Source organism: Hydrogenovibrio sp., assembly GCF_965140365.1.
Classification (GTDB): Bacteria; Pseudomonadota; Gammaproteobacteria; order Thiomicrospirales; family Thiomicrospiraceae; genus Hydrogenovibrio.
Window position 1 is genome coordinate 1,747,559 of record NZ_OZ223196.1, and the last position, 24,494, is coordinate 1,772,052.

At 49.7% G+C, this 24,494-nt stretch carries 14 protein-coding genes; 7 read left to right on the plus strand and 7 right to left on the minus strand.

Going from position 1 to position 24,494, the window contains the following annotated elements:
• Positions 1-249: 249 nt before the first annotated feature.
• The 3 genes from tadA to guaB form a co-directional block, all read right to left on the minus strand.
• Complete coding sequence (tadA, locus tag AC0KH7_RS08365; protein ID WP_472372472.1) at positions 250-765, minus strand: tRNA adenosine(34) deaminase TadA; 516 nt, start codon at positions 763-765, stop codon at positions 250-252.
• Between the two features lie 18 nt (positions 766-783).
• A complete protein-coding gene (gene guaA / locus AC0KH7_RS08370; protein WP_472372474.1) occupies positions 784-2,364 on the minus strand; it encodes a glutamine-hydrolyzing GMP synthase in 1,581 nt (526 codons plus the stop codon).
• Between the two features lie 79 nt (positions 2,365-2,443).
• The gene (gene guaB, locus AC0KH7_RS08375; protein WP_472372476.1) at positions 2,444-3,904 is read right to left on the minus strand and encodes an IMP dehydrogenase; all 1,461 of its coding nucleotides are present in this window, start codon (positions 3,902-3,904) and stop codon (positions 2,444-2,446) included.
• A gap of 341 nt (positions 3,905-4,245) precedes the next feature.
• Between guaB and AC0KH7_RS08380 the strand changes: the two genes are divergently transcribed.
• On the plus strand, positions 4,246-4,581 hold the full coding sequence (locus AC0KH7_RS08380; protein WP_472372478.1) for a putative periplasmic lipoprotein: 336 nt from the start codon (positions 4,246-4,248) through the stop codon (positions 4,579-4,581).
• 80 nt (positions 4,582-4,661) lie between these two features.
• Here the strand turns inward: AC0KH7_RS08380 and AC0KH7_RS08385 are convergent, their stop codons facing one another.
• Entirely contained in the window at positions 4,662-5,327 is a 666-nt protein-coding gene (locus AC0KH7_RS08385; RefSeq protein ID WP_472372480.1) for an energy-coupling factor ABC transporter permease, read from the minus strand.
• 122 nt (positions 5,328-5,449) lie between these two features.
• Here AC0KH7_RS08385 and AC0KH7_RS08390 point away from each other — a divergent pair, with 122 nt between their 5' ends.
• Together AC0KH7_RS08390 and serB are read left to right on the plus strand one after the other, a co-directional pair.
• Positions 5,450-5,863 (plus strand): RDD family protein, encoded by a 414-nt coding sequence (locus AC0KH7_RS08390; protein ID WP_472372482.1) that lies wholly within the window; start codon positions 5,450-5,452, stop codon positions 5,861-5,863.
• The gene (serB, locus tag AC0KH7_RS08395; RefSeq protein WP_472372484.1) at positions 5,860-6,684 is read left to right on the plus strand and encodes a phosphoserine phosphatase SerB; all 825 of its coding nucleotides are present in this window, start codon (positions 5,860-5,862) and stop codon (positions 6,682-6,684) included. The genes AC0KH7_RS08390 and serB overlap by 4 nt, the downstream gene beginning before the upstream one ends.
• Positions 6,685-6,774: 90 nt before the next feature.
• Here serB and AC0KH7_RS08400 read toward each other — a convergent pair whose 3' ends face one another.
• On the minus strand, positions 6,775-7,779 hold the full coding sequence (locus AC0KH7_RS08400; protein ID WP_472372485.1) for an MBL fold metallo-hydrolase: 1,005 nt from the start codon (positions 7,777-7,779) through the stop codon (positions 6,775-6,777).
• A 227-nt stretch (positions 7,780-8,006) separates the two neighbouring features.
• Between AC0KH7_RS08400 and exbB the strand changes: the two genes are divergently transcribed.
• From exbB to AC0KH7_RS08420, 4 genes are all read left to right on the plus strand, one after another.
• Entirely contained in the window at positions 8,007-8,444 is a 438-nt protein-coding gene (gene exbB, locus AC0KH7_RS08405; protein ID WP_472357020.1) for a TonB-system energizer ExbB, read from the plus strand.
• 17 nt (positions 8,445-8,461) lie between these two features.
• Positions 8,462-8,848 carry an ExbD/TolR family protein gene (locus tag AC0KH7_RS08410; RefSeq protein WP_472357019.1) on the plus strand — a complete coding sequence of 129 codons (387 nt, stop codon included), beginning with the start codon at positions 8,462-8,464 and terminating at the stop codon, positions 8,846-8,848.
• Positions 8,841-9,632: an energy transducer TonB gene (locus tag AC0KH7_RS08415; RefSeq protein WP_472372487.1), complete on the plus strand. Its 792-nt coding sequence runs from the start codon at positions 8,841-8,843 to the stop codon at positions 9,630-9,632. Before AC0KH7_RS08410 ends, AC0KH7_RS08415 begins: the two co-directional genes overlap by 8 nt.
• 80 nt (positions 9,633-9,712) lie before the next feature.
• A complete protein-coding gene (locus AC0KH7_RS08420; RefSeq protein WP_472372489.1) occupies positions 9,713-10,144 on the plus strand; it encodes a SufE family protein in 432 nt (143 codons plus the stop codon).
• A gap of 128 nt (positions 10,145-10,272) precedes the next feature.
• Here the strand turns inward: AC0KH7_RS08420 and AC0KH7_RS08425 are convergent, their stop codons facing one another.
• A complete protein-coding gene (locus AC0KH7_RS08425; RefSeq protein WP_472372491.1) occupies positions 10,273-23,292 on the minus strand; it encodes a Calx-beta domain-containing protein in 13,020 nt (4,339 codons plus the stop codon).
• Positions 23,293-23,475: 183 nt separating this feature from the next.
• On the minus strand, positions 23,476-24,372 hold the full coding sequence (htpX, locus tag AC0KH7_RS08430) for a protease HtpX (protein WP_472372493.1): 897 nt from the start codon (positions 24,370-24,372) through the stop codon (positions 23,476-23,478).
• Between the last annotated feature and the right edge of the window lie 122 nt (positions 24,373-24,494).

The following is a 24,494-nucleotide window of genomic DNA, read 5'->3' on the forward strand; positions in this document are numbered from 1 at the left end:
TCAAACCCGTCTGCGGTACTTGTTGTTTTTATAGCTGTAATACTCGCATTTATTCAAAAAAGTGGCAAGTATTACTTGCATAAATTTATGAGAGGTTTGCATGAGTGGGGCGCGATCGAAAAATGAGATAAAATTTTTCTGAATTAGGCGGAAAACGAAGCTAATAGCTGGCTATTAACGAGTTTTTCAACGACATTCAGGAAGATTTTAGCCATTTTTAGCCGTGAATCCATCTTGTGCAAAGCTCTCTTATGGTTTTTGCCGGGCTTCTCGAGCTTGTTTTTGCGCTTGTCGCCGCTTTTTGAAAAAACGGCTCAACATTTCACCGGTTTCATCGGCCATCACACCTTTTGTCACAGCCACCTGATGATTGAGCTGCTCGTGCTGCACCAAATTCATCAAGGAACCGGCCGATCCAGTGCGTGGATCGGCGGCACCGTAGACCAAGCGCTGGATACGAGCATGCACCAACGCACTGGCACACATCGGGCAAGGTTCCAAGGTAACGTAAAGGGTCAAATCGACTAATCGGTAATTTTGCCAGGCCTGGCCGGCGGCGCGTAATGCCACTACTTCGGCATGAGCGGTAGGATCATGAGTTTGAATGGTTTGGTTCCAGCCTTCGGCCACCAATTCATTTTGGTGTACCAACACGGCGCCGACGGGCACTTCGCCCTGGCTTTCGGCTTTTTCGGCCAACGAGATGGCATGTTGCATCCAAAACCGGTCTTGTTCGGTTTGCGATAAAGAATCAGGACACAACATGAATCGAATGGATCAGATTTATTCCCACTCAATCGTCGCCGGTGGCTTACTGGAAATATCGTAAGTCACACGGGTAATGCGTGGAATTTCATTAATGATGCGATTGGAGACCTTTTCCAAAAACTCGTATGGCAAATGCGCCCAACGTGCGGTCATGAAATCAATTGTTTCAACCGCTCGTAGCGATACGACATAATCGTAACGACGAGCATCCCCAACCACACCAACAGACTTCACTGGCAAAAAGACGGTAAAGGCTTGAGACGTTTTGTCGTACAAATCCGCCGCTCTAAGCTCTTCAATGAAAATATGGTCGGCCAAGCGCAGAATATCGGCGTATTCTTTTTTCACTTCACCCAGAATACGGACACCCAAGCCTGGACCTGGGAATGGATGACGGTAAACCATATCGGATGGCAACCCCAGTGCAACGCCCAGTTTACGAACCTCATCCTTGAACAGCTCGCGCAAGGGTTCCAGAAGCTCCAGCTTCATGTCTTCCGGTAACCCACCCACATTATGGTGGGACTTGATGACTTTGGCCTTACCGGTTTTCGACCCGGCCGACTCGATGACATCCGGATAAATGGTCCCCTGAGCCAACCACTTCACGCTGGTCAATTTACCCGCTTCCTGATCGAATATTTCAATAAACGAATGCCCAATGATTTTGCGTTTCTTTTCCGGGTCGGCTTCGCCTTTCAAGGCGTCCATGAAATAGTCTTCCGCATCGACACGAATGACCTTAATACCCATATTTTCGGCGAACATCGCCATGACTTGATCGCCTTCCTGATGGCGAAGCAAGCCGTGATCAACAAACACACAGGTCAGCTGATCACCAATCGCTTTATGCAATAAGGCTGCCACGACCGAAGAATCCACGCCACCCGACAAACCAAGCAAAACTTCATCCGTGCCGACCTGCTCACGAATGCGCTCCACACTGTCATCAATAATATTCTCAGTGGTCCAGAGTTTTTCACAACCGCACAATTCCACAATAAAACGCTCAATGATGCGTTGGCCTTGTTTGGTATGCGTCACCTCAGGGTGGAATTGAATACCGTAAAAGTGTTTTTCTTCATTGGCCATCCCGGCCACCGGGCAATTCTGAGTGGACGCCATCAGCTTAAACCCTTCCGGCATGGCATCAACACGATCCCCATGTGACATCCACACATCCAACATGCCGTGCCCTTCCGGTGTCACGTGGTCTTCAATGTCTTTTAGTAAATTCGTGTGACCACGAGCGCGTACCTGAGCATAACCGTATTCATGTTCATTCGCATGAATCACTTTACCGCCGAGTTGTTCCGCCATAGTTTGCATGCCATAGCAAATTCCCAGTACAGGAACCCCCAGTTCGAAAACCACTTTCGGAGCCACCGGCGCATCGTTGCCGATGACCGTTTCAGGCCCACCGGACAAAATAATGCCTTTCGCACTAAAATCGGTAATGGTTTTTTCTTCGACATCCCAAGGTTCAACCTCACAATACACACCGATTTCTCGAATGCGTCGAGCAATCAACTGGGTATATTGCGAACCGAAATCCAGAATTAAAATCCGATCTTGATGAATGTTGTTTTGTGACATATCTAGAGGGTATCCAACTAAAAACTAAGAAAATAGACAAATTTGAAGTGACGCGCGCTTGAGCGCGCGAAACGGGGCGTTATACGCGATAGTTCGGCGCTTCTTTAGTGATCGTGACATCATGGACATGACTCTCCGACATTCCGGCACCCGTCACACGTACAAAGCTTGGTTTGCTATTGAACTCCTCAATGTCTTTACAACCGGTGTACCCCATACTGGAGCGAATACCACCCACCAACTGGTGAATGATTGGCGCCAAGGCACCTTTGTAAGCCACGCGTCCTTCAATCCCCTCCGGAACCAGCTTATCGGCCGCATTGGACGATTGGAAATAACGATCGGAAGAACCTTGTTTTTGCGACATGGCGCCCATTGACCCCATACCACGATACGATTTGTAAGCACGGCCCTGGTAATACTCCACTTCACCCGGCGACTCTTCCGTACCGGCGAACATGCTGCCCAACATGACGGCAGAGGCACCAGCCACCAAGGCTTTAGCCACATCGCCAGAGAAACGAATACCGCCGTCGGCAATAATTGGCACACCCGTTCCTTTCAAGGCCGCGGCCACATTGGCGATGGCCGACAATTGCGGCACACCGACACCGGCGACAATACGAGTGGTACAAATTGAACCAGGACCAATCCCAACCTTCACGGCATCCGCACCGGCTTTCACCAAATCTTCAGCGGCTTCTGCCGTGGCAATATTCCCGCCAACCACATCAATTTGCGGATAATTTTCCTTGACCCATTTCACACGATCCAATACTCCTTGAGAATGGCCATGCGCCGTATCCACGATAATGACATCCACACCGGCTTTCACCAAAGCGGCCACACGATCCGGTGTATCCGCACCGGTTCCGACCGCGGCACCAACGCGTAAACGCCCATTGGAGTCTTTAGCGGCATACGGGTGCTCAGACGATTTTTCCATATCCTTAACGGTAATCATCCCTTTCAGCTTAAACGCATCATCCACCACCAACAGGCGCTCCAAGCGATGTTCGTGTAACAGTTCCAGCACGACTTCGCGTTTTTCTTTCTCTTTCACCGTCACCAAACGGTCTTTTGTGGTCATAATTTGTGACACTGGTAGCGACAAATCATCCACATAACGCAAATCCCGACTGGTCACAATCCCAACCAAGTCCTCGCCATCCATAACAGGCGCTGAAGACACGCGGTTTTCTTGCGTTTTATCCAATACCGTTTTCACCGTATCGTCAACCTGTACGGTAATCGGCTCCAAAATCACACCATGCTCGTATTTTTTCACTTTCGTGACCACATGCGCCTGTTCGGCAATGGTCATGTTCTTATGCACGATCCCGATACCACCCTCCTGAGCCATGGAAATGGCCAATCTGGCTTCCGTGACGGTGTCCATCGCCGCAGACACGAATGGAATATTCAACTCAATGTTACGTGACAATCGTGTTTTCAACGACACATCGGAAGGCAACACATTCGAATGAGCGGGCACCAATAAAACGTCATCAAAAGTTAGGGCTTCTTGCAGGATGCGCATATATTTATCTACCTTTATAAATTTTATAGGCCAATTAGTATTTTTTGCGTTCTCCAGATTCAACGGGAAAAAACACCAATTAAACTAATTATTACAACAAGTTACGTATAATAATTAGTTAAAAAGCCTAAATAAAACATGAATTTTAGCTGAGTAGTGTACATTATAAGGATTGACAGTGTCGGGGTAAACTTAATAAGTTATACACCCATACGAAAAATGTAAAAAAACGGGGTAAATTCACTGTTTTTTAGCTTTTATTCGTTCAGATTTGTGATTAGAATAATACCGAGCTTAGAAATCTTACAAAAACAAGCTTATTTTCGAACTGGAGGATATACATGAAAAAATTATTTGTGAGTGCTGCTGTTGTTGCCACTATGTCGCTAGCCGCATGTTCAACAAACCAGACTAAAGAACTGACTTCTTACGACGACATTATCGGTGAAGCGGCTTCCGTTCATGCTGAAGCGGCTAAAGACGGTTATGTCTGGAAGCAGAAAAAGATGAAAAAAGCGTATGTTGATCACTACATTGCACTCGCTGAAGAAGCCAAGAAAAAAGGCGACGACGCTAAAGCAATGAAATATGCGAAAGAAGCACTTAAATCCGCAAACGCTGAACTGAACCAAGAAGTGAAGTATGCGGACATCCAACCAGGATGGATTAAAAAATAAGCTTGGCACTTTCAGCCAAACTGAATAAAAAAACCGCCAGGCCTGGCGGTTTTTTTATATCTAACGTTTTCGACTCTAAACTATTTGCCATTCAAATACTGCTCATCCGTAAAGCAACTGACCCATTGTGGTTTCATCAGAACCAGCGCTAGAATCAGCATGCCGTTCACAAACCCTTCCGGAATCGCCATCAGTGGAATATACGGGATAAACGAACGTTCTAACGTTTCCAGGGTTTGCGCCCCGCTCAATCCCATAACCGCAGCCGAAGCCAACAACGACACCACCGAACTGATCCCCGCCGCAAAAAAACCATTCAGCAAAACAAATACAAAGAAATTACGATCCAGATATTTATACGCCAAAATCGCAATCCACCACACGATCAAAATCGGGATCACCGCCATAATGACCAAATTAATCCCATAAGCCATCCAGCCGGCATTCCCGAGAATCGTTACGCCCAGCAAGGCAATGCTCATACACAAAATGGCAAATTGCGCACCAAACATCAAAGTTGTCAAAGCCGCCAGCAACAAATGAAACGTAATACCACTGCCAATCGAAGCACCGGAATTCCACAACAACAGCACAATGACCGTCATCCCTAAAAATACATGCTGAGCTTCCTTATCCTGGATTTTGTACCAAGGAGCCGTTCGTACCGCCCAAAACAGAGCCACCGCGCTTAGAATGCCGCCTCCGGCCAACCATTCCCATGCCAATCCCGCATCTTGCAGATTCATATCGCCCCCTGTCGCCACGTTTATTGTTTTAAAGTATTCAGCCGCATTTCCAACAAACTTTACTGAGAAAAGTCGTTAAATCGATTATTATTTTACCCTCGCAAAATCAACCTGGGGTCAAAATGCGTCCTTTTAAAATCATTTTTGCCTTTTTATACGACTTACTGCTACTCTTAGCCGTCTGGTTTGTCGCCGCCATCCCCTTCGTCATATGGCAAGGTCCGGGCTTTGAAAAAGAAGCCGTCAAGCTACTCGCTTTTCAAGTCTACTTACTGGCCATCACCTATGTCTACCTCAGTTATTTCTGGGTACTCAACGGCCAAACACCTGGCTTACGCGTTTGGCAGCTGCAAATCCTGCGCCGAGACGGCTACATCATGACCCGTCACAATGCTAATCTACGATTTTTAACCGGCATTTTACTCTTCCCGATCGGCTGGATTGGGTTGTTTATCGGCCCCCAAAAGCAAACTTTGCAGGATTGGCTCGCACAGACTAAAATAGTGCCCACTCAAAAAACGGAATCCAATCAATGACGATCATTATCCATGAAAATGCACTCACTTATGAACAAAGTAAAGAGCTGTCTCGCGCATTCGGCAAGCCGGAAAAAAACAAAAACCACTTTCGAATTCACGCCGACCAAATCGACCTGGACAAGCTGAAAAATCTGTCCGAAAAATGGCAAATGGATATGAACGTTCTGCCGGAAACCTTTGATCCGACCGATGTTAAACTGGTGATCAGCGATATGGATTCCACCTTGATCGGCATCGAGTGCGTCGATGAAATCGCCGATATGATGAACATCAAGCCGCAAGTTGCGGCAATCACCGAAGCGGCCATGCGCGGTGAATTGAACTTCGAAGCGTCATTGACACAGCGCGTTCAATTACTGGCTGGCCTGGAAACATCGGCTTTACAAAAAGTATACGACGAACGGTTATTTTTAAACCCCGGTGCCGAAGCTTGGTTAAGCGGGTTGAAAGAATCCAAAATTGCGTTTGCGCTGGTGTCCGGCGGTTTCACGTTCTTCACGGAACGACTTCAAAACGAACTCGATATCGACTTCACCCGGGCCAACTTATTGGAAGAAGACAAGGGTCGCTTGACGGGTAAAGTCAAAGGCAACATTGTCGGCGCCGAAGCCAAGGCGGATTTTTTACAAGAATTATGCGACCGACTCGGTCTATCCCTGAATCAAACCATTGCCATTGGGGATGGAGCCAATGACTTATTAATGATGAAAGAAGCCGGACTCAGCATCGCTTATCATGCAAAGCCTAAGGTACAAGACCAGTCTAACGTCGCACTCAACTACGGCGGCCTGGACAAAGTATTGGATTTTATCGGCTAAACACAGCTTAACTCTTAAGCTTGAGTGACCCCCGATATAAAAAAGCCCAACAATCGTTGGGCTTTTTTGATTCAATACGTTTACCGAGAATTAAAACAAGTTTTGTTCATATTCCTGAACGGCAACCACCACATATTTTCCTAGAGTCGATTCGTACCCAGGCCACTGGCTGGCGGTTTTCTTCATAAACGGTTCTTCCATCAGCTTCGGCTTGATTTCAAAATCCGACATCCCTTCATCGTAGTATTCACCTGTCTTGTTATACACCACTTCGCAGAAGGTTTTAAAGTCACCGATCAACTTCTGATCGTCATGCTTACCGTGCCCTGGAATAAACTGTTTTGCCGGCAAGGCCGACAGCTGATCCATTGCATTGATGGAGCCCAGATATGAGCCATCCGCCATATTGGCAATACGACGCATCATCATATCACCGGAATAAACCGTCTGGTCTTCCACCACTTCCACCGCCAAATCAGCAACGGTATGAACCTTCCCAAAGTGATGGATTTTCAAGGTCGTATCGCCGACTTTCATCACTTCACCGCCCTTCAACACTTTTGTCGGGCTGGTGGCCACCGTGCCGCTGACGGCATTATCGGTATTGCGTTGCATGAAGCCGATCCAGAATTCACCGGAACCGTTTTTGATTTGATCAATCACTTCTTGGTGAGAATAAATCTCGACATCCGGGTTGGCTGCAACGAACGCATGGTTCCCCAGCCAATGGTCGCCGTGAAAGTGGGTATTAATGACTTTTACGACCGGCTTATCCGTGACGGTTTTAATCTGCCGCAAAATCATCTCACCGATCTGTACCGAACCACCGGTATCGATCACAACCACCCCTTCCGACGTCACAATAAAGCCCGGATTACTGAAAAAACCAAAGTTTTGCGGTGAGGGTTCCGGGTCTTGAGCCAACAGGTAATAACACCGATCCGATACTTTCGTCACCGGCACATCCGGAACGTCAGGGCCACGAAAGGCCATTTCATCACTGGCATACAAAGGCTTTAGCGCAGACATACCGACCAAACCGGCCGTCAAGCCAAAAGCGCTTTTGAATAAATCACGACGTCCCATTGAACTCATATCGTCTTCCTTTTGTTCTTTTACAATTCGATTTTCGAAGGGTGGCTATTATAATCAATGCTTTTTACAACTGCCATTGATGTTTTTTATCGCCATTTCTAACCAAGCCACCACTTTTAGCAACCACTTCCACCGGGATTCAAGGTTTCTTAAAAATCTTCGATGACTTATCTTATATAATGCTTGCGTTAAAGAATTCAACCTTACTCGAAAAATTGGCAAATATTATGGAACTACTGAAATCCTACCTTGATATCTCCGTATTCAGCTTACTGGGACTGATGAGCTTTATCATGGTATGGCTTACCATCGAACGTAAACTGTTTTTTTCCCGCTTAGACCTTACCCAGTTCGACAGTTTGGAAGCGCTCAAAATCGCCACCACCAACAACCTGACCACCATCGCCAGCATCGGCTCCAATGCACCTTATGTCGGCTTATTGGGCACCGTACTCGGCATTCTGGTGACTTTTTACGAACTGGGACTGAACAACCAAATCGAAACCGGCCAGATCATGATGGGCCTGGCACTGGCGTTGAAAGCCACGGCGGGCGGTATTGCCCTGGCGATACCCAGCATCATCATCTACAACGGGTTACTCCGTAAAGTGGACACCATCGAACTGGAATATCTGGCGATGCAAAAACGTCAAGCCCAAACGTAACGGCTGGAACAAAGTCTATGAAACGATTCGATCAAATCAATGTCATCCCAATGATTGACGTCATGCTGGTGTTACTGGCCATTGTGCTGACATCTGCCAGCTTCATCGTGCAAGACAAACTGGGCATTGACCTGCCCGAAACCCAGGAAACTCAAAGTTATCAACCACCCGACACGGTAGATATCCGCCTGGCCATTGATGCCGACAACCGGTTTTATCTGAACGACAATGCCATTGCATTGACCGAATTGGAAAGTACTTTATTGACAGCCAATCCAGACAAGCCTATTGAAATCCGGGTCGATCGCAACACCGACTTCGGTTATTTCACTCAATTAATCGACTTGCTCAAAAAGCACCAGCTACACAACTTGAACATTCTGACAAGGAAACAGAATGGCTAAACCGGGCCGTCTGGCATTTTTCATCACCTTTACGCTTTACACGGTGCTGGGCGCTTTTCTGTGGAAATCACTGAAAACGCCTGCACTGGAAACCCAATTGGCGCCGGTGGAAGTCACAACCGCTATGTTCCAGTCCATGCCGGAGCCAGAACCTAAGCCGGAACCTAAGCCGGAACCTAAGCCGGAACCTAAGCCGGAACCTAAGCCGGAACCTAAGCCGGAACCTAAACCGGAACCTAAACCGGAACCTAAACCGGAACCCAAACCGGAACCCAAACCGGAACCCAAACCGGAACCCAAACCGGAACCCAAACCGGAACCCAAACCGGAACCCAAACCGGAACCTAAGCCAGAACCTAAGCCAGAACCTAAGCCAGAACCTAAGCCAGAACCTAAAACCAGCCAAACACCGCCGCCAACGTCCCCTCCGGCGAAAGAACTGGCGCCGCAACCACCAAAATATTCGGCGGCCGAACGTATTAAAGCTGAAGAACGCTATATGGCCGAACTCAATCAACGGCTGGCCATGCTGGCGCAAGAGCATTACCCACGCCGTGCCAAACGGCGTCATCAGCAAGGCATGGTGACACTGCACTTTACCTTACATGCCGACGGGCACATTACCGGAGAATCCATCGCCACACCGAGCCACTATGGACTTTTGAACAACGCCACTCTGGAGATTATCCGAACCTCACTTAACCATCGCTACAAACCCTTTCCAGAAGAAATGGGTACCTCACCAAGGGTGATTGAAGTGCCGATTGAATACATTTTGCGTTAAATACATTCATTCATCGGCTGCCACTGGTTTCAGTCGGCTTTTTTGATAAAATGGCGTTTCACAAATACCGAGTGGACACTATGAATTATCAACCTGCCGAACAATCGATTGCCGACGTACAAGCCGACTTGGTGAAACGCTTCACCCATTTCGACAACTGGAAAGACCGTTACAAATATCTGATCGATATGGGCAAAGTGTTGCAGAAAATGCCGGACGAATACAAAACCGAAGACAATCGTATTCACGGCTGTCAATCGCAAGTTTGGATTCACATCGAAGAAAACGATGGCGTACTTTATATGGAAGCCATGTCCGATGCGGCCATCGTTTCCGGTCTGATTGCTTTGTTGCTGAAAATCTACAATGGCCGCACGCCTCAAGAAATCAAAGAAGCGCCCCTCGACTTTCTGGCCGACATCGGGTTATTGCAACATTTGTCCGCCAACCGCTCCACCGGCTTGTACCATATGATCAAACGCATCCAAGCGGAAGCGTCGGCCCGTCTGTAACCACAAATCTTCCTTTCCACCAGGCCTGGCCATTTTCATTTAAACCCCACGGATAATAAAAAAGGGCTCTAAGAGCCCTTTTTTAATGTGATGACGTTTAAACTTTCAAGCGTCCCAAATCAGAAATATCAGTCATTGATGTTTTCGTCGTAATTATCGATGAAATCGGCTTTCGACACATCATTGATCATGATTTCAATATCCTGACCGTTTTTGGTGTTGGAAGCATCAATCGTCACTTTCAAATCGTTTCCATCACCTTCCCCATCGGCGAAGTTCAGATAAGTCTCCAGGTTCGCGGCATCCAGCTCGATGGAATCTTTCAAGACTTCCGACAAATCGAGAACGTCCACACCGTCTTCAAAGTCGATAATGGTGTCCATACTATCTTCGTCCTGAGCGATTCGGAAGGTATCCGCACCGGCGCCACCGGTCAACTCATCACTACCGGTTCCGCCGACAAGAACATCATCCCCTTCACCGCCGAACAGGAAGTCCGCACCGCCGAGGCCGTAAATCACATCATTACCGTCGCCTCCGACCAGTGTTTCACCATCGGCCGAACCATCAATGGAACCGGTTGAATCTACCGTCACATCCGGGGTGACCGTTGTGGAGGACACGACGGAGGTCTCCTGCGTATCCGTCAAGACAGAATAGGCTTCCACCGTCACCGTTGGGAAATCACCGTCGACCGAACCGGTCACCAGGGAAATGCCAGAGGTTTGCAGGTTGGTAATCGCCGTCGTGTAGTCCGGCGAGGTCGAGTCGGCCAAGGTAATAACCCAATCGGTACCGTCCTGTTCGAGCGTCGCGCCCGGTAAATTGGAAATATCCACCGTCGAAACACTCGAACCCATGCCGGATAACTTGATAGCCAAGACTTCCGAACCGTCATTATCCAACAAATCCAATCCGGCCAACAGCACCGGAATACTGTAACCCGAACCGACAACCGTTTTATCGGCAACCGAGGTTACCGACGTCGGGCCGGTCACACCACTGGCTTTAGACTCCAAACGCATTTCGAAAGTACCGCTCGTAGAGCTGACACTTCCATCGGCATTGTGGTTATTGGACGATTCCACCGTCCAGGCGGAGACATCGATATCATGCGAACCTTTAAAGCCAACCGGCGGCGTAACGGCAATATCGTTGACTTTGTCATAAGTCACGCCCGTCACCGTATAAACGCCCGAATCATAAGTCACGTTGCCGTAAGCCACGCCATCCACCGTAAAGACCATACCATCCGGCAAAGTCTCGCCATTACCGGTTAAGGTAAAGCTCACGGTTTCCGAACCGTCGACATCGTCCAGGTTCATATTCAAGTTGATGGCGACCTCACCACTTTCGTCTCCAAACGTGGCGGTTGGGTTCATGCTGAGGATATCATCGGCCTGAGCAATGAACTCGACATCCACATCAATCGTCTGAGTATTGCCGGAACCGCCTTCACCACTGGAAACGCTGAGCGTAATGTCGTCCAAAGTTTCACTGACGTGCTCAACCGTTGGCTGAATACCAATTTTTTCCAGGTCTGCCACATCCGATACATTAAAACTGTAATCGTAAATGAAGTTACCATCCGCATCTTTTCCGGAAACTTGACCGGTTTGTTTCACACCGTCATAGTAAACCTCATAACCAAACGGAACCCCACTGAGCGTTGCACTGGAAACCGATTCCGTTGCATCTACCATAGTACCGCTGGTGACCGACAGCATCGCCATCTGGTCTTCCAAACCGGACATTTCGGCCGTAAAGCCACTGATTCTATCATCAACCGGTGTGACATTGACGACTTGTGTAATACTGGTCGTTTCCGGGCTGGTCGTATAGCCGGAAGCCCCAGCGTCTTCCTGAGTCGTTACCTTGGCGTCAATGGTCAAGGAACCGTAATGATTTGCCGGTGGTGTATATTCAAAGACCACATCCGTATCCAAGTCATTGATACCACTGATTTCGATGTAGCCGTCACCATTGGTCGGCAAAGTCGAAACGTCCACGCCGTTATAGGTAATGGTACCGTGCGTAGAAGCATCGCCATCGGTATAGCTCTCGGCAAACTTCACATAAACTTTACCATCCTGAATAATAGTGCGTGCACCGTCCGCGGCATTGTTCAAGTCCAACGTAATGGTTTCCGCGACTGGGATAGCGCTTTCCGCGACATTCGTCGCATCGACCGAAATCGTCGTCGCATCGGAAACCGGCGCCAGTTCGGCATCGAAGCCGCCGACACCACCATCCACACCATAGGCATTTTGGTCACTTGGATTTTCGCTGGCATAAGTCACCACTTCGATATCAAAATCGACTTTTTCGACATCCAGAGTATTTTCATTACCACTTGGCGACACCACCACTGAGGCCAACAAATTGTTGATGTCTGTCACATCCCCTTCGCCGTAAATGACGTAATAGGTTTCGCCATCCACCACTTGCGTTTCGGTGGTGCCAGAAACACTGTAACCACTCGGCAGATTCGAGACCAGAATCGCAAACTTTGAACTGTCGCCTGTTGTAGCGCCATCGGTCGCCACCACCAAATCACTCAAGTTAAAGCCAGTGTCTTCCGTCAACTGAACGGTTTTCGGCGTGAGCGCCAAGTCCATCGGAGTGCCTGTCTCGTTTTGAACGCCGCCGGCGCCCGTTCCATCAAAAGCAGGATCCGCAATCAGTTCGAACGTTTCCGAATTCGTTAAGGTCGTCGAGCTACCATCCTGATGCGACACCGTAATGGTGATCTCGCCATTGGTGGTAATGTTATTAAAATGAACCGCTTCACCATTGACTAGGAACTGAATCGTGTTTAAAGCACCATCCGCATCCAGCGCCAAGTCGGAGGCATTAACGGTCCAATTACCAGAATTGACGATGACTTTAGCCCCCGAACCGTCATCCACTAGCGTATCACCGGAATAAGTACCGCCAACCACTTCGACCCCTTCTGGAACGCCGCTGATGGTAATGGTCGTGACTTGTTCACTGCCATCGACATCCGCACCATTGGCTTCACTAACCATGTCGTCCGAAATCAAACTGAACGGTACATCAATCGTGGTATTCGTTTGATCGACAGTGACGGAGTAACCATTGACATCATCACCGGAAACCGACAGATGTGCATCGGCATCGTTCGCACTGATACCCGCGATGGAAGACGTCGCTGTATCGGTCACGCCATTGACGGTCACGTTATAGGTGGCTGAAATATAGCCGGTATCGGCATCGTCATATCCGCTTGCGCCGGATGTATCCAGATAACTCGTACCATCGGCCGTTTCATCAACCGTTTTATAACGTACGTCAAAGCTGTAATCATCGTCTGAATCGGCCGGAATGGAAGCCGTCACACTATCCGTGACATTTCCAGACGCATCCACAGAAAGCGACACCCAACCGCTGCCGATTGGGGTACCGTTAATGGCCAAATCAACACCGGCCGGAATCGTATCCGCATTGATCCAAACCTCCGTCAATAGCTCATCGGAATCCGAACTGGCGAACGAAAAGTCCAGCGCTTTTACCGTATCTTCATTTTGCGTCGCAGACGTATTCAAAGAACCGTCACCACTCAATTCCGGCGTAATCAATAAATTGAACGGAATGGTATCCACGACGGATTTGTCTCCGTCGTTCTCATAGGTCTGCACCTGCAATTCAAAATCCACTTCACCGCTGTAATGGGTTGGAACGGTCATCGACACACCAGACAATTCGCTGGATTCCACTACCCATTCCCGGGCTTCGCCGGTGGCCGACTCATCCAATAAAGTGGCACCTGTAATATCAAACCCGTCTGGCACATTAGTGATGGTGACAAAAACCGTTTCCGAGCCATCGCCATCAACCGATTGAATCGGATTGGCAACCTGGTCTTTCAGCAAGCCACTAAGTGAAATTGCACCGGAATCCTCTTGGACGATGGCATGATAATCATGCGTCGCACCATCGGTATCCTCAATCGTGGTGGTATCGACCGGATCTTTGTTAATGGCTTCATCCGCATCACCAGTCACTTTGATGGTCATATCCAACGGATTTGACCAGGCACCAGTGTCGGTCACATTCGAACCGTTCACCATCGCAGTGTCATTGGAACGTGCTTCGATTTGGATATCAACGTCTTCGTTCAAGTCGTGCACCGGAATGAATTTAAAATCCGCTGCATTGCTGTAATCGTCAATTTGAATCGACCATTCCGTCCCGTTCTGGACAATGGTGAAATTACCAAATGAATCACCGGAGGCCATCGCTGTGACAGCACCGCCCGGTGCGGTGATTTGACCATACTCGATTAAATAACCGTCATAGTAAATCGCCGCGTCTTGTGGCAAAACAGATAACTTGACGTCAAAACTCTCGGAGCCGTCTTTATCCGACGTAGTGATGGAGCCGGACAGATCGATTCCATTGGCCGCCGAGGCCAAGGTAATGCTGCCGTCGACCTCTCGACCGTCGTCTTCATAACCAAATGGCTGTTTGATGGCAATGGTCACATCATCGGCAATCGGGTTCACATAGACATTGAAGACATCGTATTCCGTCGATTCGATTGTCGACTCGGAATTGTCCGCGGCGTCGTCATCGACATCGGTTGAAACCACTGTCATATTAATCGCGATGTCACCACTGAAACCGTCCGGCGCTTTGAACTCGACCGTCGCCAAGTCTGCCGCATCAATGGTGACACCTTGAGTGGCATCGGTCACGGTCAGAACGGTTGCGCCACCATCCACAGTGAACGTCGAGCCAACCGGTGCATTCCACAACTTCACCTGCAAGGTTTCATTACTGTCTTCATTCGTTACCGACAAGGCACCGGCGCTGTTCAGATCCAGCCAACCGCTGTCCTCATCAATAACGGCAAAGGTTTTATCACCTTGCGTGACAATATCGTCATTACCGTCAGCGTCCGTATCGTTATAGGCATTATTATTGTCTTTGTCATACTGTTCGGCGATTGGTTTCACGACCACCGTATGCGTTTCGTTGGAGAGTGCTAGATTACCTTGGTCATCGGTCTCGAAAACGTAATCCAACTCCATATCCAAACTGCTGTGTGGCGGCGGCGTAATCTGAGCATTTGCGTAATCGTCGAAGACATAATAGTCTTGACCGTTCAGCGTAGCGGTTGAATAGGTCGAGCCTGAAATCACCGCGCCATCCGTCATAAATGCGTCCAAATCGGACTTCAGAATACCGGCACGTGTCAGCGTTTCCCCACCGGTATCCGCATCGGAAACGGTAACCGTTCCAAACAAATGAATGGCAGAATCTTCCAGGCCTGGCGCCGGCGTCGACATGGACACATCCCCACCTACTGGCGTGACATGCAAATCCAAATAAACCTGAGCGGTTTCAACCGAAGCGCTTCCAGTCGAGTCCGAGTCGGTATCCTGAACATTCAGGGTAATAACGACATCTTCCATATTGCCACTGAAGTCCGCCGGTGGCGTGATTTTGAAGGTCGGATTTTCCGACAGTTCATCGATGGTAATTTTATGACCGGAAGAACTGATATTGCCCGACGCGCCCGCGGTATAGGTATGAGAACCGATTTGAACCTGTGTGCCCTCTTCCAAACCGGAAATGGCATACCACATTTTTTCCGAGCCATCGGCATCAACAAAACTTTCCTGTAACGTCGATGTCAGGTCGAAAGTTTGGTCTTCTTCAATGGTCAAATCGATGGTATCGTTTGCACTATCCGTGGTTTCCAGCGTCACTTCCGCGGCCGAACCATCCAACGTCAAGGTTGGTGTATCGGTTACGGCTTGCACATCCACTGTGACGCTGGTCGAATTATCCACGCCGCTGACACCGGATAAAGGCGTTCCGGTGGCATCCACTTCATACTCTGTCACGCTCATGGTCACATCGAAGTTATCGCCAGAATTGGCGGGCGCCTGTACTTTAAGCCCTTCAAAGTCGGTACTGGACATGGACGCATCCGCCGACACGCCGGAAATGTGCTCGCCATCAGTCAATTCGATGGTAAATTCGTCGTTTGTACCGGTAGAGGTAAATAGTAGCGTTCCTGAGCTGGTCATAATGACAGCACCATCCGGCAATCCACTCAAGGTAATCGGCCCCAGTTTCTCGGTATAATCCTCGGCACCGGTGCTCAAATCAGTGTCATCCGACACCTGCGGCGCATTCAAGCCCAATGCAATGGACTCATCTTCATTGACCGACACCGTATCCGCATCCACGCTGAGCGTGGCCGCGTCAGAAATCGGCGTCACCGTGATGTCCAATGTACTGGTAGCCGTATCGCCATCCGCATCCGTCACACTGTAGGCAATCGGTGGAATCGTGCCGCTGAAATTGGCCGCTGGTACAAAGGTGAAGGTACCGTCACCATTATCAAAAATGCGTCCTAAAGCCTCATCCACCGCATTATTGCTCAAAGAACCGTCCGCTTGGATGTATGCCTTACCGCTATCAAAACTGGAAACCGCAACGCCACCTAATGTCGTGGCCGCCGAATCCACATCTTCACCGGCCAATTCAAACACGGTTCCGGCACTGTCTTCATCCACCGACAAAGAAACACCATCCGCATCAGGAACGGAATCCTCCACATTGACCGTGACAGAACTGGTGGTCGAAGCACCACTGTCGGTATCAGTAAGCTCGAAACCGAACGTCAATTGCTCAATGTTTTGACCATTGCCGTCTACATGATCAATTGGCTGGTGCAGTACGAATTCATAGGTTTGAGTGGCTTTATCAATCGTCACAACAAACACGGTCTCGGAAGTGTTTGGCACAGCTTCAGCCGTACCGGTATGCCCGGTCAGCGTCATACCATCAGCTGACAAGGTGTAATTCACAGGCGTGCCATCGGCCGTTGTCACCAAAGGATAAGGTGTATCCGTATTTTCAAACGTCAAGGTATAATTTGGCGTACCCGCAACGGTTACACCCAACGATTTAGGGCCGTCGGTATCGGTCGAGTCATTGCCGGACGCATCTCTTAAATCATCTTCCTGGACATTGGAAGCCGTGCTGGCACCCACCGACAAATCATCGTAAATGGTGGTGGCCACCGAATCGTCTGTTCCAATGGCGACGGCTTCAAATTCACCATCCGTATCGGTGATTCCGTTCAGAGTGACGGTATAGACTTCGCCAGCCGCCCCTTCGTCGGTAAAATCATCCAACGTATCCACCGAAAATGTCGATTGACTGGTACCTCCGGCAATGATAACCGTCGTCGTGGAACTGTTTTGATTGTAATCGACGCCGTCCGTAGCATCATTTGTTCCGGCGTCTGTATCCACGCCATACACAACGGTTACTGAAACGCTGCTACCAGCCGGTACGGTTACCGGATTACCATCACTGTCGACCAGTTTAACGGTATAACCGGCCTGCTCGCCTTCCGTTACCGTTGCATCGCCGGTAATGATAGCGTACACCGTATCTTCGGTACCCACAGATGTATCGTCTTGAATCGTCGCGGTGCCTTCAGCCGGTGTCGTATTCGTCACCGTGCCCGAAGTCACATCCGCTTGTAACGTGATCGTTTCATCGCTTTCGTCCAGGTAGTCGTCCACCAGTTCGGTACGGATTTGCACACTGGTCTCGCCAGCTGGAATTTCAACACCTGTCGCTGGCACACTTACCCAACTGGTGCCGTCGTAATATTCCAGCTGTGGCGTTGTTCCGGTATCGGTTCCCACTGTACCGGTTCCATCGTGCAAAGTAGGGGTAAAGACGACCGTTTCGTCACTTGGATTACTAAGACTGACGGTGAATTCAATGTAATCGTCCGTTCCTTCCGTAACGTTTTCGTCACTGACACTTAAGGTCGGGGTGTCGTCGTTACTATTACCCTCGTCATCCAAAGTGCCGTTATCCAGAATCGTGGCGGTGCCACTGGCATCGGCGATGGTCACGGTGTTGCCACCATTGTCGACCAGACTGCCGCCGGCGGTCAGAATGACCGTTTCCGGTCCTTCGTAAACCGTGTCGTCGGTGGTGTCGATGGTGACATTTAGGTCGGTAATTCCGGCTGGAACTGTGACGTCTCCGCTGCCGTTTGGTGTAAGAGTTTGTGTAACACCACCGCCGTCAACGTAGGTGACGACCATATTGCTGTAGTCGTTGCTTTCGGCCGTGCCGTTGCTTAACGCTAGGTTGATGGTGACGTCGTTTTCCGTGGCGTTGGAGAGACTGACTTCATAGGTGGCTTGATTGCCTTCGGCAACCGTGACGTCACTGACACTTAAGGTCGGGGTGTCGTCGTTACTGTTACCTTCGTCATCCACCGTGCCGTCATCCAAAATCGTAGCGGTGCCACTGGCATCGGCGATGGTCACGGTGTTGCCACCATTGTCGACCAGACTGCCGCCGGCGGTCAGAATGACCGTTTCCGGTCCTTCGTAAACCGTGTCGTCGGTGGTGTCGATGGTGACATTTAGGTCGGTAATTCCGGCTGGAACTGTGACGTCTCCACTGCCGTTTGGTGTAAGAGTTTGTGTAACACCACCGCCGTCAACGTAGGTGACGACCATATTGCTGTAGTCGTTGCTTTCGGCCGTGCCGTTGCTTAACGCTAGGTTGATGGTGACGTCGTTTTCTGTGGCGTTGGAGAGACTGACTTCATAGGTGGCTTGATTGCCTTCGGCAACCGTGACGTCACTGACGCTTAAGGTCGGGGTGTCGTCGTTACCGTTGCCCTCGTCGTCCAAAGTGCCGTCATCGAGAATGGTACCAACACCGGTCGCATCGGAAATGGTCGCCGAATTGGTTGGATTTGATAGAGTCACCGTAAAGGTTTCAGGGCCTTCGTAAACCGTATCCTGTGTGGTTTGTACCGTAAAGGTTTTTGTCGTCTCGCCTTGGGCAAAACTCAGCGTGCCTGTTGTCGAGGTAAAATCGCCGGATTCAGCGGTATCACCACTCAAAATTCCTGTCGTAAAGTCGACTTGTTGTGTCGCTTCGGCATCGCCTGTACGCGTCACCGTAAAGGTCATCAAGCCACCTTCATGAACCGTCACGTCCCCCACACTGAATTCGGTAGGTGCATCATTATCCTGAATCGTCGCAGTGCCTTCAGCCGGTGTCGTATTCGTCACCGTGCCCGAAGTCACATCCGCTTGTAACGTGATCGTTTCATCGCTTTCGTCCAGGTAGTCGTCCACCAGTTCGGTACGGATTTGCACACTGGTCTCGCCAGCTGGAATTTCAACACCTGTCGCTGGCACACTTACCCAACTGGTGCCGTCGTAATATTCCAGCTGTGGCGTTGTTCCGGTATCGGTTCCCACTGTACCGGTTCCATCGTGCAAAGTAGGGGTAAAGACGACCGTTTCGTCACTTGGATTACTAAGACTGACGGTGAATTCAATGTAATCGTCCGTTCCTTCCGTAACGTTTTCGTCACTGACACTTAAGGTCGGGGTGTCGTCGTTACTATTACCCTCGTCATCCAAAGTGCCGTTATCCAGAATCGTGGCGGTGCCACTGGCATCGGCGATGGTCACGGTGTTGCTACCATTGTCGACCAGACTGCCGCCGGCGGTCAGAATGACCGTTTCCGGTCCTTCGTAAACCGTGTCGTCGGTGGTGTCGATGGTGACATTTAGGTCGGTAATTCCGGCTGGAACTGTGACGTCTCCGCTGCCGTTTGGTGTAAGAGTTTGTGTAACACCACCGCCGTCAACGTAGGTGACGACCATATTGCTGTAGTCGTTGCTTTCGGCCGTGCCGTTGCTTAACGCTAGGTTGATGGTGACGTCGTTTTCCGTGGCGTTGGAGAGACTGACTTCATAGGTGGCTTGATTGCCTTCGGCAACCGTGACGTCACTGACACTTAAGGTCGGGGTGTCGTCGTTACTGTTACCTTCGTCATCCACCGTGCCGTCATCCAAAATCGTAGCGGTGCCACTGGCATCGGCGATGGTCACGGTGTTGCCACCATTGTCGACCAGACTGCCGCCGGCGGTCAGAATGACCGTTTCCGGTCCTTCGTAAACCGTGTCGTCGGTGGTGTCGATGGTGACATTTAGGTCGGTAATTCCGGCTGGAACTGTGACGTCTCCACTGCCGTTTGGTGTAAGAGTTTGTGTAACACCACCGCCGTCAACGTAGGTGACGACCATATTGCTGTAGTCGTTGCTTTCGGCCGTGCCGTTGCTTAACGCTAGGTTGATGGTGACGTCGTTTTCCGTGGCGTTGGAGAGACTGACTTCATAGGTGGCTTGATTGCCTTCGGCAACCGTGACGTCACTGACACTTAAGGTCGGGGTGTCGTCGTTACTGTTACCTTCGTCATCCACCGTGCCGTCATCCAAAATCGTAGCGGTGCCACTGGCATCGGCGATGGTCACGGTGTTGCCACCATTGTCGACCAGACTGCCGCCGGCGGTCAGAATGACCGTTTCCGGTCCTTCGTAAACCGTGTCGTCGGTGGTGTCGATGGTGACATTTAGGTCGGTAATTCCGGCTGGAACTGTGACGTCTCCACTGCCGTTTGGTGTAAGAGTTTGTGTAACACCACCGCCGTCAACGTAGGTGACGACCATATTGCTGTAGTCGTTGCTTTCGGCCGTGCCGTTGCTTAACGCTAGGTTGATGGTGACGTCGTTTTCTGTGGCGTTGGAGAGACTGACTTCATAGGTGGCTTGATTGCCTTCGGCAACCGTGACGTCACTGACGCTTAAGGTCGGGGTGTCGTCGTTACCGTTGCCCTCGTCGTCCAAAGTGCCGTCATCGAGAATGGTACCAACACCGGTCGCATCGGAAATGGTCGCCGAATTGGTTGGATTTGATAGAGTCACCGTAAAGGTTTCAGGGCCTTCGTAAACCGTATCCTGTGTGGTTTGTACCGTAAAGGTTTTTGTCGTCTCGCCTTGGGCAAAACTCAGCGTGCCTGTTGTCGAGGTAAAATCGCCGGATTCAGCGGTATCACCACTCAAAATTCCTGTCGTAAAGTCGACTTGTTGTGTCGCTTCGGCATCGCCTGTACGCGTCACCGTAAAGGTCATCAAGCCACCTTCATGAACCGTCACGTCCCCCACACTGAATTCGGTAGGTGCATCATTATCCTGAATCGTCGCAGTGCCTTCAGCCGGTGTCGTATTCGTCACCGTGCCCGAAGTCACATCCGCTTGTAACGTGATCGTTTCATCGCTTTCGTCCAGGTAGTCGTCCACCAGTTCGGTACGGATTTGCACACTGGTCTCGCCAGCTGGAATTTCAACACCTGTCGCTGGCACACTTACCCAACTGGTGCCGTCGTAATATTCCAGCTGTGGCGTTGTTCCGGTATCGGTTCCCACTGTACCGGTTCCATCGTGCAAAGTAGGGGTAAAGACGACCGTTTCGTCACTTGGATTACTAAGACTGACGGTGAATTCAATGTAATCGTCCGTTCCTTCCGTAACGTTTTCGTCACTGACACTTAAGGTCGGGGTGTCGTCGTTACTATTACCCTCGTCATCCAAAGTGCCGTTATCCAGAATCGTGGCGGTGCCACTGGCATCGGCGATGGTCACGGTGTTGCCACCATTGTCGACCAGACTGCCGCCGGCGGTCAGAATGACCGTTTCCGGTCCTTCGTAAACCGTGTCGTCGGTGGTGTCGATGGTGACATTTAGGTCGGTAATTCCGGCTGGAACTGTGACGTCTCCGCTGCCGTTTGGTGTAAGAGTTTGTGTAACACCACCGCCGTCAACGTAGGTGACGACCATATTGCTGTAGTCGTTGCTTTCGGCCGTGCCGTTGCTTAACGCTAGGTTGATGGTGACGTCGTTTTCCGTGGCGTTGGAGAGACTGACTTCATAGGTGGCTTGATTGCCTTCGGCAACCGTGACGTCACTGACACTTAAGGTCGGGGTGTCGTCGTTGCTCCCATATTGTCCATTATCATAAATCGTGGTTTCCACAGGTGTAGAGTCAATCTGAACGTTTTCAAACTGTCCCTGCTCATTAACCGATGCAATGGAAATAGCGTATTGCTCAGGCCCTTCAAACACAACATCTTCAAGCGCTGGTACGGTAAAACCAAACGATGATTGCCCTGCCGGGATTGTGACACTCGCGGTTTCGGTAATATCGTTACCTTCCGCCGTTTGATAGGTATAGGTCAACGTTATTTCTACCGACTCCGTTAAGACAAGCAACTGCCCATCACCATCCATCACGGCTACTTCATAACTTGCACCCCGCCCTTCGGCCACCGCAGTTTCCCCGGAAAGGATAAAATTTGCCGTATCCGCAGGGCCTGTTCCGGAGTCGTCTTCAGTGCTTCCGTCGGTAATGGTGGTCGTGACAGGCAAAGGCAAATCCGGCTGAGTTGAATAACCCCCTCCTTCCGTAGAGAGCACCGAAACTTGATAGGTTTCGTCACCTTCTTCGAAAGCGTCGTCATTAGTATTAACGACAAACGTCGCTGTCGTTTGACCGGCCTCAAAAGTAACTGTTTGAGTCGGCGCTTGGTAGTCTAAATCGGATGCCGTTCCATTCGCAAAAGCCAGCACGACGGTAAAAGGTTCCAGTGGCGGTGTATCCAATGTCAATGTATAGGTAGCCACCCCGCCTTCTGTTACCACGGACACCCCTGTCAATTCAAGATTCGTCACGTAAGCGTCTTCATTTTCCCGCCCGTCGTCTTCCGTCTCATCCTCAACAATCGTGGCTGATGTAGTTGTATCATAACCCGCGGTGACTTCACCTTCTGCAGCCGTTCGGGCATAGGTTTCTGCCTCACCATTCGACGAACTGATCGGCTCTTCCTTATCTCCTTCACTCAGCGACTTAGAACGATCTTCAAGAATCTTAGCAATTTCCGGCGGTAATTCATCCCCAGCTTGTTGGAGCTCATCAAAATTACCTTCTTCAACGGCACGTTGCAAAGTTTCGAAGCTAGTGGCTTGATCTTGCGTCATTGAGCTGATCGAGCTGGCCGGGATGACATCATTATCAAGCACCATACGGCTGTCACGGCCCAACGCAATGATGTTACCGTCAATCAACTGAACGGAAATGGATGCATTATCAGACGTGACAATGGTTTCATTTGGGTACAGCTTCCCTTGTGGTCCCAACCCGCGGGTTTGTCCAGTTTGTGTATCAACAACCTGAACATTGCCTTCCACACCAATTACTTCACCAACCGCAATCGCCATAATGATTCTCCCGAGCGCATACTGTTATTTTCTATATGAAGCTAACTATAAGGAGATATGAAAATAATTCCTATTGACCCTAGGGTCATTTTTACTTGTTTTTTTGAAAGGAAGGGTGTGGTTGGACGGAAATAAAAAAGCCCTCGGAACGAGGGCTCTAAAAAGAAGGATTGTGATTAAAAATCAGGCGATTTTCAACTGTTCCTGACTGGTCGCACGCAAAGCGGCAATACGATCTTCCAATGGCGGGTGAGAACGGAACAAATCGCCAAAGCTGGACGCTTTTGCCGAAATCCCGAACGCCGCCATTTGGTCCGGCAGTTCGCCTGGCTGCATGGTTTGCAAACGCTGCAAGGCCGCGATCATATTTTCTTTACCGGCCAGGTAAGCGCCGCCATTATCGGCATGAAACTCTCGTTTACGCGAGAACCACATAGCGACAATACTGGCTAAAATGCCAAACAGAATCTGCGCCACAATATCCACCACAATAAACGCCAAGCTATGGCCTTCACTTTCGTTTTTAAGCACCACTCGATCCACAACGTACGCCACAATTTTGGCAAAGAAAATGACAAAGGTGTTTAACACGCCTTGTAACAACGCCATGGTCACCATATCGCCGTTAGCAACGTGCGCGACCTCATGCCCCAGAACAGCTTCGACTTCGTTTTGACGCATATTACGCAACAAACCAGTTGAAACCGCCACCAGTGCGGAATTTTTGGTCATCCCCGTGGCAAAAGCGTTGGGCTCCGGCGAGTCGTAAACCGCCACTTCCGGCATGCCGATACCGGCTTTCTCCGCCTGTCGGCGCACCGTATCCAGCAACCATTGCTCATCGGCGTTACGAGGCTGTTCAATAACCTGCGCTCCGACCGATATTTTTGCCAGCCACTTGGACATGGCCAAAGAGACAAACGAACCTGCAAAACCAAAAATGGCCGCAAAGGCAAACAAGTTACCTAAATCCAAATTGGTGCCCTGCATATAATTGCCGACACCTAACAAGTTCATCGTAATCATGGCCACAGCCAAAACCGCGATGTTTGTTAATAAAAATAAACCGATTCGCTTCATTCAAAACCTCCAATGGTTACCAAATCGTCTGTTGTTGAGAGTTCAGTCTCTGTTGTAACACATTAACTGTAGATAATGACTAATATAAGGTTTTTTTATAGAGTTTCAAGCGAATTTTAGAC

What these genes read in the sequence shown, in the direction of transcription:
- tadA (WP_472372472.1), bottom strand. Translation starts at nt 765, where the DNA reads ATGTTGTGTCCTGATTCTTTATCGCAAACCGAACAAGACCGGTTTTGG.
- guaA (WP_472372474.1), bottom strand. Translation starts at nt 2,364, where the DNA reads ATGTCACAAAACAACATTCATCAAGATCGGATTTTAATTCTGGATTTC.
- guaB (WP_472372476.1), bottom strand. Translation starts at nt 3,904, where the DNA reads ATGCGCATCCTGCAAGAAGCCCTAACTTTTGATGACGTTTTATTGGTG.
- AC0KH7_RS08380 (WP_472372478.1), top strand. Translation starts at nt 4,246, where the DNA reads ATGAAAAAATTATTTGTGAGTGCTGCTGTTGTTGCCACTATGTCGCTA.
- AC0KH7_RS08385 (WP_472372480.1), bottom strand. Translation starts at nt 5,327, where the DNA reads ATGAATCTGCAAGATGCGGGATTGGCATGGGAATGGTTGGCCGGAGGC.
- AC0KH7_RS08390 (WP_472372482.1), top strand. Translation starts at nt 5,450, where the DNA reads ATGCGTCCTTTTAAAATCATTTTTGCCTTTTTATACGACTTACTGCTA.
- serB (WP_472372484.1), top strand. Translation starts at nt 5,860, where the DNA reads ATGACGATCATTATCCATGAAAATGCACTCACTTATGAACAAAGTAAA.
- AC0KH7_RS08400 (WP_472372485.1), bottom strand. Translation starts at nt 7,779, where the DNA reads ATGAGTTCAATGGGACGTCGTGATTTATTCAAAAGCGCTTTTGGCTTG.
- exbB (WP_472357020.1), top strand. Translation starts at nt 8,007, where the DNA reads ATGGAACTACTGAAATCCTACCTTGATATCTCCGTATTCAGCTTACTG.
- AC0KH7_RS08410 (WP_472357019.1), top strand. Translation starts at nt 8,462, where the DNA reads ATGAAACGATTCGATCAAATCAATGTCATCCCAATGATTGACGTCATG.
- AC0KH7_RS08415 (WP_472372487.1), top strand. Translation starts at nt 8,841, where the DNA reads ATGGCTAAACCGGGCCGTCTGGCATTTTTCATCACCTTTACGCTTTAC.
- AC0KH7_RS08420 (WP_472372489.1), top strand. Translation starts at nt 9,713, where the DNA reads ATGAATTATCAACCTGCCGAACAATCGATTGCCGACGTACAAGCCGAC.
- AC0KH7_RS08425 (WP_472372491.1), bottom strand. Translation starts at nt 23,292, where the DNA reads ATGGCGATTGCGGTTGGTGAAGTAATTGGTGTGGAAGGCAATGTTCAG.
- htpX (WP_472372493.1), bottom strand. Translation starts at nt 24,372, where the DNA reads ATGAAGCGAATCGGTTTATTTTTATTAACAAACATCGCGGTTTTGGCT.